This is a genomic window from Nonomuraea sp. NPDC050691, from assembly GCF_040654455.1.
In the GTDB taxonomy this organism is placed as follows: Bacteria; Actinomycetota; Actinomycetes; order Streptosporangiales; family Streptosporangiaceae; genus Nonomuraea.
The window spans coordinates 1-11,017 of sequence record NZ_JBFAIA010000228.1 but is presented as its reverse complement, the minus strand read 5'-3'; the positions used below and the strand labels follow the sequence as shown (position 1 = coordinate 11,017).

Sequence of the window (11,017 nt, the reverse complement as noted above, 5' to 3'; positions counted from 1 at the left end):
CTTCCGTCGCCCCAAGTGACCCGCGCGACGAGGCGGCCGGTGGAGCTTCCACCGGCCGCCAGGCGCGTTCGCCGGGGAGATCGCCTTCTCGCTGCTGGCCATCCCGCTGCTGCCACGGCTGGGGGCGATGCGGGTGAGCGCGTACTCGACGGCCCTGGCCGTGCCCGTACTGGCCGTGATCGGGCTGCTCCGGGAGGGCTCCGGCATGCTGAGGGCGCCGAGCGTCGCGGAGGCGGCCGGGTTCGCCTACCTCGCCCTCGTGGTCACCGTGGTCGCGTTCTTCCTGTGGTACACGGCGCTGCCGCGGCTCGGGCCGGGGCCGGCGGGGCTGTTCGCCGGTCTCATCCCGGTGGGGGCCATCGCGACGGGGGCGGTGCTCGGGATCGCGACGCCGTCCCGCTACGACCTGCTGGGCGCGGGGCTGGCGGTGGGCGGCATCGTCATCGGCCTCACCGCCCGCCGTCCCGCGCCGCCCGCCGTCCCGCCGGGCTCCCGGCCGCGCCTGGTGGCCGAGCGCGCCTGACGGCCGGGCGGGAGTGCGCCCCGCGTGGGCGTACGCTTTGGGGGATCGAAAGGATGGGCATGGCCGAGTTCGACTACACCGATCTTCTCCCGCTGGGCGCCGACGACACCACGTACCGGCTGATCACGTCGGAGGGGGTGCGGAGAGTCGAGGCGGCCGGCCGTACGTTCCTGGAGGTCGACCCCGAGGCGCTGCGGCTGCTCACCGAGACGGCCGTGCACGACATCTCCCACTTCCTGCGCTCGTCGCACCTGGCCCAGCTCCGTAAGATCATCGATGATCCCGAGGCCAGCGGCAACGACCGGTTCGTGGCGCTCGACCTGCTGAAGAACGCCTCCATCTCGGCCGGCGGCGTGCTGCCCATGTGCCAGGACACCGGCACCGCGATCGTCATGGGCAAGCGCGGCCGTCACGTGCTGACCGACGGCCGCGACGCCGAGCACCTCGCCAGGGGTGTGTACGACGCCTACACCCGGCTCAACCTGCGCTACTCCCAGATGGCCCCGCTGACCATGTGGGAGGAGAAGAACACGGGCAACAACCTGCCCGCCCAGATCGAGCTGTACGCCGAGGACCCCCACGGCCACCCCGACGAGTACAAACTGCTGTTCATGGCCAAGGGCGGCGGCTCGGCCAACAAGTCGTTCCTGTACCAGGAGACCAAGGCGGTCCTCAACGAGAAGCGCATGCTGGCGTTCCTCGAGGAGAAGATCCGCTCGCTCGGCACCGCCGCCTGCCCGCCGTACCACCTGGCGATCGTCGTCGGCGGCACGTCGGCGGAGTACGCCCTGAAGACGGCCAAGTACGCCAGTGCCCGCTACCTCGACTCGATCCCCACCGAGGGATCACCCTCCGGGCACGGCTTCCGCGACCTGGAGCTGGAGGCGAAGGTCTTCGAGCTGACCCAGAAGCTCGGCATCGGCGCCCAGTTCGGCGGCAAGTACTTCTGCCACGACGTGCGGGTCATCCGCCTGCCCCGTCACGGCGCCTCCTGCCCCGTGGCCATCGCCGTCTCCTGCTCGGCCGACCGGCAGGCGCTCGCCAAGATCACGCCGGAGGGCGTCTTCCTGGAGCAGCTCGAGACCGACCCGGCCCGCTTCCTGCCGGAGACGACCGACGAGCACCTCTCCGACGACGTGGTGAAGATCGACCTCAACCGCCCCATGCCGGAGATCCTCGCCGAGCTGACGAAGTACCCGGTGAAGACGCGGCTCTCCCTCACGGGCCCGCTCGTCGTGGCCCGTGACATCGCCCACGCCAAGATCGCCGAGCTGCTCGACAACGGCGGCGAGATGCCGCAGTACCTGAAGGACCACGCCGTCTACTACGCGGGGCCGGCCAAGACGCCCGAGGGCTACGCGTCGGGGTCGTTCGGCCCGACCACGGCCGGGCGGATGGACTCGTACGTGGAGCGCTTCCAGGCGGCCGGCGGGTCGATGGTCATGCTGGCCAAGGGCAACCGGTCGCGGCAGGTGACCGAGGCGTGCCAGCAGCACGGCGGCTTCTACCTGGGCTCCATCGGCGGCCCCGCGGCCCGGCTGGCGCAGGACTGCATCAAGAAGGTGGAGGTCCTGGAGTATCCCGAGCTGGGGATGGAGGCGGTGTGGAAGATCGAGGTGGAGGACTTCCCCGCGTTCATCGTCGTGGACGACAAGGGCGACGACTTCTTCACCGACCGCACGGGCCCGGTGCTGTCGATCGGCCGCCGCTAGCGCGAGCACCCCGCGTTCAGGCGAGCGCGGGGGCGCGGTGGGGCGCCACGACACTGCCGTCGGGCAGCAGCAGGCCGGTGTCCTCGAAGAGCACGACGCCGTTGCAGAGCAGGCTCCAGCCCTGGTCGGGGTGGGCCGAGATCACGTGGGCCGCCTCACGGTCGGGCGATCCGGCGGCGGGGCAGACGGGGAAGTGACTGCACATCGTGCACCTCTCAGAGGACGCTCCTGCGATGGGGGTTTTCAGAAGGGCAGCTTGCGCCCCGACGGCGTGCGAAGGTCGAGGGAGGGGCCGGCCGGCTTCCTCGGCCGGGGGCGAACCTGGGTCTGGCGCATCCTCATCACGTCCTTCGGGTGAAGCCGTCATGGTCGCTGACTTGGTCGTACCTCCGACGCGTGCTCCCCATTCTGCCGATCGTGGCGGACACTTTCCGGATTCTTGAGGAGTCGCTTCGTAAGTAGCTTCACTCTGCCCCCACCCCCTTACGACACCCTTACAACCGGCCTACCGCACCCCAGAGTTCCCGGTGTAACCCTTGCCCTGGCGGCACGAACCCCTTTATCGGCGTAAAACGCATTTCTCCCCAGCCCGGCAGGCCGACTCGGAAAGGGCCTCGGAGCTGGGAGAACGCCATTCCGCCCCGGCCGGGAAGGGCCGGGAGCCCCGGCGGCTCCGAGCGGGACGGGCGGCGGGCGCGGACGAGCGGGTCCCGCGGCTCCCTTGCGGCGGGGCCACCCGGGACCCCACCATGTGGGACGGGCACGACGCTTCGCGTGCCCGTGAACGCGCTGAGCGGGCTCGCTGACATGGCGAGTCAGACGGGTTGACTTGGATTCGCAACATTTTATCGGCCGGGCCTCTACTGGTCGGTTTACACAAATAGGTAAGCTGCCAGGCATGCGTGCGCCCTCCGGTTACCTTCTCGCCGCGCGCTACCGGCTCCTCGAACCTGTCGGACGCGGCGGCATGGGCACCGTGTGGCGGGCGCACGACGAGCTGCTCGACCGCTACGTCGCGGTCAAGGAGGTCCGCCTGCCGACGGTGCTCGACGAGGAGCTGCGGGCGGAGCTGTGCGCCCGCACCGAGCGCGAGGGCCGGGCCACGGCGATGGTGGCGCACCCGTCGGTCATCACGGTGTTCGACGTCGTCACCGAGGACGACCGGCCGTGGATCGTCATGGAGCTGCTGAACGCCCGGTCCCTGGAGCAGCTGATCCAGCAGGAAGGACCGCTCCATCCCCGCCGTGTCGCGGAGATCGGCCGGCAGGTCCTGGGCGCGCTGCGCGCCGTCCACGCCAAGGGCATCCTGCACCGCGACGTGAAGCCCAGCAACGTGCTCGTCACCGACGACCGGGCCGTGCTCACCGACTTCGGCCTGGCGGCGCTGGAGGGCGACGTCTCGATCACCCAGGCGGGCATCGTGCTGGGTTCGGCCGGCTACATCGCGCCGGAGCGGGTCCTCGGCGCCAAGGCCAGCCCCGCCGGCGACCTGTGGTCGCTCGGCGCCACCCTCTACACCGCCGTCGAGGGCCGGGGCCTGCACGGCCGGCGTACGGCCGCCGCGGCCCTGGCCGCGCTGACCAGCGGCGAGCCCATCCCCATGACCAAGGCCGGCCCGCTCGCGCCGGTGCTCGACGCGCTGCTCCGCATCGACCCGCAGACCCGCCTCGACTCCGTGCGCGCCTCGCTCATGCTGGCGCGCGTCGCCGCGGGCGGCGCGGCCGAGGAGCCGCTGGCCTCCCGCCGGCCGGTACGGCAGGCGCAGGCGGTGACCGTGCCCTCTTTCCCACGCAGGCCCGCGCACCGCGGGCTGCACCGGGCCGACGCCATGGGGAAGGCCGACACGATGGCGGCGCCGGCACCGGTGTCCTCTCCGAGGCAGGAGCGCAGGCCCGGTGAGGGCGTCCATCGCCGGCGGATGGAGCCCCGACCAGCGGTTCCCTCGATTTATGCCCGCTTCATGACGACGGTGATAAAGTTGTGCCTTCCTCGACGGTTCTGGCCAAGAGAACTTCGCAAGCGAGGCTAAAGCACTTTCCAAGCGAAATAGATATCTTCTTCTCATGCCGGAACACCAGACACGCGTGCTCGCCGAGCGCTACGAGCTGATCTCCCCGCTCGGGCGGGGGACGATGGGCACGGTGTGGCGTGCCAGGGACCGCGCCCTCGGTCGCGAAGTGGCGGTCAAGGAGATCCGGCAGGACTCCGGACTCACCGAGGAGCAGCGGGCCGAGCTGCGCGAGCGCATGGTCCGCGAGGGCCGCATCGCCGCACGCATCAGCCACTCGGCCGTCGCCGCCATCCACGACGTGCTCATCCAGGACGGCAGCCCCTGGATCATCATGGAGCTGGTCGAGGCCCGGTCCCTGGAGCAGGTGATCGACGAGGAGGGGCCGCTGCCGCCCCGGCTGGTCGCCGAGATCGGCGTCGACCTGCTCGGCGCGCTGCGCGCCGCGCACGCCCAGGGCATCACGCACCGCGACGTCAAGCCGGGCAACGTGCTCATCACCGAGACCGGCCGCGTGGTGCTGACCGACTTCGGCATCGCCAAGGCCGAGGGCGACCCCAAGCTCACCAAGACCGGCATGGTGATCGGCTCCCCCGGCTACACCGCGCCGGAGCGGGCCCGGGGCGAGTACACCGGCCCGGAGTCCGACATCTGGTCGCTCGGAGCGACGCTGTACTTCGCCGTCGAGGGACGTCCCGCGTACGAGCGGGCCTCGATCGCCGAGACGCTCGCGGCGCTGCTGAGCGAGAACGCCGACCCGCCCACCCAGGCGGGACAGCTCGGGCCCGTGCTGACCGGGCTGCTGCACAAGGACTACAAGAAGCGGCTGAACGCGGCCAAGGCCGAGACCATGCTGCGGATGGTCGCCGACACCCCCACCCACGAGATGCCGGTCATCACCGCCGAGAGCCTGACCGGCCAGGAGGCCTCTGTGCCCGACGCCACCAACCCCGCCAGCGGCTCCCGGACGCCCGGGGCGTCCGGCCCCCAGCAGGGAGCGGGCGCGCGTCCTCAGGGCGGCCGGCCGGCCGGCGCCCCGGGCTCCGGCCCGCAGAGCGCCGTCCCGCACGGCGCGCCGGGCGGGCGCCCCGCCGCGCAGGGCTCCGGCGGCGAGGGCGGTCAGGCCGGGCTCGATCCCGAGCGCACCGTGAGCCTGAAGCGGCCCAAGACGCCGCTCCCGGGCCGCCCGCAGCCGGGCGCCCCCGTCGACGAGGGCGCCATGAGCACCCAGCGGATCCAGGTGCCACGGCCCTCCAACGCCTCCCCCGGCCACCAGGTCTACCCGCCGGCCGGCCCGCCGGGGCAGCAGCCCGGCCGTCCCATGCCGCCGGGCGGGCAGCCCCCGCGGCCGGTGCCCGCCGGGCACGCGATGCCCCACCCGGGACCCGGCCATCCCCCGGGCCCCCAGGGACCGCAGGGCATGCCCATGGAGCGGCCGGACTCCAAGGGGCTCGGCACCGACCTGTTCGCCATCGCGGGCCCCGAGGAGCGCCCCACGGGCAACCGCACGGGCATGCTCATCCTCATGGGAGTGGCCGCCGCGGCCGCCGTGATGATCGCCATCCTCATCGTGGCCGTCCTGCAGGGCTGACCGGCGAGCGCACCCCGCCGTCCTGTCGGCCTGACCGTGCGCCCCGGCGGCCCGCGCCTCCGCCGTCCTGTCGGACCGGCTTGAGACGGACCTCGTGGGACAGACTGGGGGCATGAGCGAGTTCCGTATCGAAACAGACTCGATGGGCGAGGTGCGCGTGCCCGCCGGCGCCCGGTGGCGCGCGCAGACCCAGCGGGCGGTCGAGAACTTCCCGATCTCAGGACGGCCACTGGAGCCGTCGCACATCGCCGCGCTCGGCCTCATCAAGGCCGTGGCCGCCGAGGTCAACGCCGAGCTCGGCGTCCTCGACAAGGACCTGGCCGAGGCGATCGCCCAGGCCGCGGCCGACGTCGCCGAGAACGAGCACGACGACCACTTCCCGATCGACGTCTTCCAGACGGGTTCCGGCACCTCGTCCAACATGAACGCCAACGAGGTCATCGCGCACCTGGCCCAGGAGCGGCTGGGCCGGTCCGTCCACCCCAACGACCACGTCAACGCCTCGCAGTCGTCCAACGACGTCTTCCCCACCTCCATCCACGTGGCGGCGGCGACCGAGGTGACCTACCACCTGATGCCGTCGCTGGAGCACCTGGCGGCGAGCCTGCGGGCCAAGGCGCTGCAGTTCGACCAGGTGGTGAAGTCGGGACGGACCCACCTGATGGACGCGACGCCGGTGACGCTCGGGCAGGAGTTCGGCGGCTACGCCTCGCAGATCGAGCACGGGCTGGTGCGGGTGAAGTCGGCGCTCGGCCACGTGCTGGAGCTGCCGCTCGGCGGCACGGCCGTGGGCACCGGCATCAACACCCCGCCGGGCTTCGCCGAGAAGGCCATCGCCAAGCTGCGCGAGGCCACCGGCATCCCGTTCCGCGAGGCGCTGGACCACTTCGAGGCGCAGAGCGCGCAGGACTCGATCGTGGAGCTGTCGGGCCAGCTCAAGGTGGTGGCGGTCTCCCTCAACAAGATCGCCAACGATCTGCGCTGGATGGGCTCCGGGCCGCGCGCCGGCCTCGGCGAGATCAGCCTGCCCGACCTGCAGCCCGGCTCGTCCATCATGCCGGGCAAGGTCAACCCGGTGATCCCCGAGGCCACGGCCATGGTGGCGGCGCAGGTCATCGGCAACGACGCCGCCATCACGTTCGCGGGCGCCTCCGGGACCTTCGAGCTCAACGTGCAGCTCCCGGTGATCGCGCGCAACATCCTGGAGTCGATCCGGCTGCTCGCCAACGTCTCGCGGCTGCTCGCCGACCGCTGCGTGGCGGGCATCACGGCCAACGTCGAGCGGCTGCGCGAGTACGCGGAGTCCTCGCCGTCGATCGTCACGCCGCTCAACCGGTACGTCGGCTACGAGGAGGCGGCGCGGATCGCCAAGCAGGCCCTGGCCGAGCGCAAGACCATCCGGGAGGTGGTCGTCGAGCGCGGCCACGTGGCGTCCGGCAAGATCACAGAGGAGCAGCTCGACGCGGTCCTCGACGTGCTGGCCATGACGAACTCCGGCAAGGACTGACCGGCCCCGGGCTCCGCCGGGCGGCCGGCACACCGCGAGGCGGAGGCACGCCGTGGCAGGGGCTCAGCGGGTGGTGGCGCGGGCCCAGCGGGTGAGGAGCGCGGCGGCGGCGCCCGAGTCGACCGCGTCGGCCGCGCGCTTGCGCGCCGCTTCCAGAGCCGGCGTCAGCTCGGCGGCGGGCGGGGCGCCCTCGGCGGCCACCAGCGCGGCGGCGGCGTTCAGGAGCACGATGTCGAGCACCGGCCCCGGCTCGCCCGCCAGGACCGCGCGGGCCACCGCGGCGTTGTGCCCGGCGTCGCCGCCGCGCAGGTCCTCCGGACGGGCCCGCGGGATGCCGAGGTCGGCGGGGTCGAACGGGGTCGCGGTGACCGTGCCCCGCCGTACCACCCAGATCGTGGACGGGCCGGTGGTGGTCAGCTCGTCGAGGCCGTCGTCGCCGCGGAAGACGAGCGAGGAGCAGCCGCGCTCGCCGAGCACGCCCGCGATCACCGGCGCCATGCGGGCGTCGGCGACGCCCACGGCCTGGGCGGCCGGCAGCGCCGGGTTGGTGAGCGGGCCGAGGAAGTTGAAGAACGTGGGCACGCCGAGCTGGCGCCGGACGGGCGAGGCGTGTCTCATCGCCGGGTGGAAGGCCCCCGCGAAGCAGAAGGTGATGCCCACCTCCTCCGCGATCCGCACGACCTCGGCGGGCGGCAGCTCCACGCGCACGCCCAGCGCCTCCAGCACGTCGGCCGCGCCCGTGGTCGAGGAGGAGGCCCTGCCCCCGTGCTTGACCACGCGGGCCCCGGCCGCCGCGGCCGCGACCGCTGCCATGGTCGAGATGTTGACCGTGCCCGCCCGGTCGCCTCCGGTGCCGACGAGGTCCACCGTCTCGCCCGGCACCCTGATCGCGTACGAGCGGGCCAGCATGCCGTCGGCCAGGCCGGTCACCTCGTCCACCGTCTCCCCCTTGGCGCGCAGGGCCACGGCGAAGGCCGCGATCTGGGCGTCGGTCGCCGCGCCGGACATGATCTGCTCCATCGCCCAGGCGGTCTCGTGCGCCTGGAGGGAGGAGCCGTCGAGGAGCGCGCCGAGCAGGGAGGCCCAGGTGATCGTCATGTGAACGCCCTTTCGCTGGTCGAGGTGCTCGACGGGGGGCGTCCCGGACATGCGGGCGGCCGCCTCGTCGAGGCGGCCGGGATGCGTATGCGCGTGCGGGTCCGCCTAGGAGGCGGGCCACCACTGGAGCGAATACGCGGTCATGCCGCAGATCTTACCATCCGGGCCCGCCCACACATCGGGACCATGATCTGTGTGGGCGGGCCCCATGCTGCATGCGGGACCCGAGGCTTAGGGTCGAGGTATGGCGAACGAACTGACCGGTGGCCTGTCGGGGCGGACAGCGCTGGTGACCGGGGCAGGGGGCGGCATCGGGGCCGCCTGCGCGCGGCGGCTGGCCGTCGCGGGGGCGCACGTGCTCGTCGTCGACCGCGACGGCGACGCCGCCGGGAAGGTGGCGGCCGCGATCGGCGGCACGGCCGTGGTGGCCGACCTGGGCGAGCCGGGCTTCGCCGAGGAGCTGCCCGCCGACGTGGACATCGTGGTCAACAACGCCGGTTTCCAGCACGTGGCGCCCATCGAGGAGTTCCCGCCCGAGGTGTTCTCCGCCATGCTGCGGGTCATGGTCGAGGCGCCGTTCCTCATCGCCCGGCGGGTGCTGCCCGGCATGTACGCCCGGGAGTGGGGCCGGTTCGTCAACATCTCGTCGGTCCACGGGCTGCGCGCCTCGCCGTACAAGTCGGCGTACACGACGGCCAAGCACGCGCTGGAGGGGCTGTCCAAGACCCTCGCGCTGGAGGGCGCGCCGCACGGGGTGACCTCGACCTGCGTCAACCCCGGGTACGTGCGCACCCGGCTCGTCGAGGACCAGATCGCCGACCAGGCCAGGACGCACGGCATCGACCCCGGTAAGGTCGTCGAGGACATCATGCTGAGGCCCGCGGCGATCAAGCGCCTCATCGAGCCGGAGGAGGTGGCCGAGCTGGTCGCGTACCTGTGCGGGCCGGGCGGCTCGTTCATCACCGGCGTCTCGCTGCCCCTGGACGGCGGCTGGACCGCCCGGTAGTGACGGGGATGAGCGACCGAGCCGCCTCCGCGAAGTGGAGGCAATAAGCAGGTGAGCACGCGGTTTCTGGAGTTGCTCGCGCGTGAGGCCTCGGCGGTGGAGTTCGAGGGGCCGATCATCGAGGCGCGGGCCGCGGGGGCCGACGCGGCGACGATCGAGGAGCTCGAACGTGCCAAGGTCGAGGCGCTCAAGGTGCGCGCGCTGCTCAGGCGGCGGGCCCGGCGCGAGGCGGAGCTGTCCGCCCTGTACGACACGGCCGGCGACCTGGCGGCGCTGCGCGACCTCGACGCGGTGCTGGAGGCGATCGTCCATCGGGCCAGGCAGCTCCTGGCCACCGACACGGCGTACATGACCCTGCACGACCCCGAGCGGGGCGACACGTACATGCGGGTCACCGACGGGTCGATCTCGGCGAAGTTCCGCGCGCTGCGGCTGGCCATGGGGGCCGGGCTCGGCGGGCTGGTGGCGCAGTCGGCGACCCCGTACGCGACGGCCGACTACTTCGCCGACGCCCGGTTCCGTCACAAGGACGACATCGACGAGGCCGTCCAGGAGGAGGGCCTGGTCGCGATCCTCGGCGTTCCGCTGCGGCTGGGGCAGCGGGTGATCGGCGTGTTGATGGCGGCCGACCGCAGCGCCCGGCCCTTTCACCAGGAGGAGGTGTCGCTGCTGGCGAGCCTGGCGGCGCATGCGGCGGTCGCCATCGACAACGCCCGGCTGCTCCAGGAGACGCGCAACGCGCTGGAGGAGCTGTCCACGGCCCACCGCACCGCCCGGGCGCACGCCGAGGCGGTCGAGCGGGCCGCGCTCGCGCACGACCGGATGACCTCGGTGGTGCTGCGGGGCGGCGGCATCGAGGACGTGGCGGCCGTCGTGACCGACGTGCTCGGCGGCTCGCTGGCCGTGCTCGACGACCTGGGTCGGCCGATCGCCGGGCCGCTCGACGGCGCGGTGGGCGAGCTGGACGCGGGCGTGTTCGAGGCCGCGCAGGCGTCGCGGGCGCTGGGCCGTACGGTGCGCAAGGGTGACCTGCGGATCGCGTCGGTGGACGTCGGCGGGGAGCCGCTGTGCACGCTGGTGCTGCGCAGTGACGACGCCGACGAGCGGATCCTGGAGCGGGCGGCGCTGGTGTGCGCGCTGCTGCTGCTGTTCCGCCGGAGCGTGGCCGAGGCGGAGGGGCGGGTGCGGGGCGAGCTCCTCGACGACCTGATCTCCCGCCCGGAGACGCCCGGCCTGGCGGACCGCGCGCGGCGGCTGGGCGTCGATCTGAGCGCGCCGCACGTGGTGGTGGTCGCGCGGCACGACGGGCAGCGGGAGCGGGCCGCGTTCTGGGCGTCGTCGCAGGCCGCGGTGCGGCACGGGCTGGCCGCGGGCCGGGCCGGCGAGGTCGTGCTGCTAGCGCCTCTTTACCCCGTGGCTCAACCAGCTCGATATGGAAAGCCTCGGCAAACAGCGTACTTCAGACGGCCAACCCGTTTCCTGCACCACCGGCGGCATCGTCTTCGGCGATGAAGGCGCGCCCTGGACGTCTTCCCCGAGGAGCCGATCCCGGCCGGGTCGCGGCTGCTGACC

Annotated in this window: 9 protein-coding genes and 1 pseudogene; 8 read left to right on the top strand and 2 right to left on the bottom strand. The window is 72.8% G+C overall.

Going from position 1 to position 11,017, the window contains the following annotated elements; translation table 11 throughout:
- The first annotated feature begins 79 nt into the window (after nt 1-79).
- Both AB0H81_RS40730 and AB0H81_RS40725 read left to right on the top strand, forming a co-directional pair.
- Nucleotides 80-523 (top strand): EamA family transporter, encoded by a 444-nt coding sequence (locus AB0H81_RS40730; RefSeq protein ID WP_358386555.1) that lies wholly within the window; start codon nt 80-82, stop codon nt 521-523.
- Nucleotides 524-582: 59 nt separating this feature from the next.
- Nucleotides 583-2,235: a fumarate hydratase gene (locus AB0H81_RS40725; protein ID WP_358386552.1), complete on the top strand. Its 1,653-nt coding sequence runs from the start codon at nt 583-585 to the stop codon at nt 2,233-2,235.
- 16 nt (nt 2,236-2,251) lie between these two features.
- Here the strand turns inward: AB0H81_RS40725 and AB0H81_RS40720 are convergent, their stop codons facing one another.
- Nucleotides 2,252-2,440 (bottom strand): DUF5999 family protein, encoded by a 189-nt coding sequence (locus AB0H81_RS40720; protein ID WP_358386550.1) that lies wholly within the window; start codon nt 2,438-2,440, stop codon nt 2,252-2,254.
- A gap of 693 nt (nt 2,441-3,133) precedes the next feature.
- Between AB0H81_RS40720 and AB0H81_RS40715 the strand changes: the two genes are divergently transcribed.
- The 3 genes from AB0H81_RS40715 (at nt 3,134) to AB0H81_RS40705 (ending at nt 7,341) form a co-directional block, all read left to right on the top strand.
- Entirely contained in the window at nt 3,134-4,264 is a 1,131-nt protein-coding gene (locus AB0H81_RS40715; RefSeq protein ID WP_358386547.1) for a serine/threonine-protein kinase, read from the top strand.
- A gap of 34 nt (nt 4,265-4,298) precedes the next feature.
- Nucleotides 4,299-5,834 (top strand): protein kinase, encoded by a 1,536-nt coding sequence (locus AB0H81_RS40710; RefSeq protein ID WP_358386544.1) that lies wholly within the window; start codon nt 4,299-4,301, stop codon nt 5,832-5,834.
- Between the two features lie 112 nt (nt 5,835-5,946).
- Nucleotides 5,947-7,341, top strand: coding sequence for a class II fumarate hydratase (locus AB0H81_RS40705; protein WP_358386541.1), 1,395 nt, complete (start codon nt 5,947-5,949; stop codon nt 7,339-7,341).
- Between the two features lie 63 nt (nt 7,342-7,404).
- On the opposite strand, the gene trpD is transcribed toward AB0H81_RS40705, so the two are convergent.
- Nucleotides 7,405-8,439, bottom strand: a complete 1,035-nt coding sequence (trpD, locus tag AB0H81_RS40700) for an anthranilate phosphoribosyltransferase (protein ID WP_358386538.1) — start codon at nt 8,437-8,439, stop codon at nt 7,405-7,407.
- A gap of 244 nt (nt 8,440-8,683) precedes the next feature.
- On the opposite strand from trpD, the gene AB0H81_RS40695 reads away from it, so the two are divergent.
- The 3 genes and pseudogenes from AB0H81_RS40695 to AB0H81_RS40685 all read left to right on the top strand — a co-directional run bounded on the left by AB0H81_RS40695 (nt 8,684) and on the right by AB0H81_RS40685 (nt 11,015).
- Nucleotides 8,684-9,445, top strand: coding sequence for an SDR family NAD(P)-dependent oxidoreductase (locus tag AB0H81_RS40695; protein ID WP_358386536.1), 762 nt, complete (start codon nt 8,684-8,686; stop codon nt 9,443-9,445).
- 51 nt (nt 9,446-9,496) lie between these two features.
- Nucleotides 9,497-10,813: pseudogene (locus tag AB0H81_RS40690) on the top strand (GAF domain-containing protein); the annotation flags it as partial.
- 64 nt (nt 10,814-10,877) lie between these two features.
- Nucleotides 10,878-11,015, top strand: coding sequence for a hypothetical protein (locus tag AB0H81_RS40685; protein ID WP_358386533.1), 138 nt, complete (start codon nt 10,878-10,880; stop codon nt 11,013-11,015).
- The last annotated feature ends 2 nt before the right edge of the window (nt 11,016-11,017 follow it).

What these genes read in the sequence shown, in the direction of transcription:
- AB0H81_RS40725 (WP_358386552.1), top strand. Translation starts at nt 583, where the DNA reads ATGGCCGAGTTCGACTACACCGATCTTCTCCCGCTGGGCGCCGACGAC.
- AB0H81_RS40720 (WP_358386550.1), bottom strand. Translation starts at nt 2,440, where the DNA reads ATGTGCAGTCACTTCCCCGTCTGCCCCGCCGCCGGATCGCCCGACCGT.
- AB0H81_RS40715 (WP_358386547.1), top strand. Translation starts at nt 3,134, where the DNA reads ATGCGTGCGCCCTCCGGTTACCTTCTCGCCGCGCGCTACCGGCTCCTC.
- AB0H81_RS40710 (WP_358386544.1), top strand. Translation starts at nt 4,299, where the DNA reads ATGCCGGAACACCAGACACGCGTGCTCGCCGAGCGCTACGAGCTGATC.
- AB0H81_RS40705 (WP_358386541.1), top strand. Translation starts at nt 5,947, where the DNA reads ATGAGCGAGTTCCGTATCGAAACAGACTCGATGGGCGAGGTGCGCGTG.
- trpD (WP_358386538.1), bottom strand. Translation starts at nt 8,439, where the DNA reads ATGACGATCACCTGGGCCTCCCTGCTCGGCGCGCTCCTCGACGGCTCC.
- AB0H81_RS40695 (WP_358386536.1), top strand. Translation starts at nt 8,684, where the DNA reads ATGGCGAACGAACTGACCGGTGGCCTGTCGGGGCGGACAGCGCTGGTG.
- AB0H81_RS40685 (WP_358386533.1), top strand. Translation starts at nt 10,878, where the DNA reads ATGGAAAGCCTCGGCAAACAGCGTACTTCAGACGGCCAACCCGTTTCC.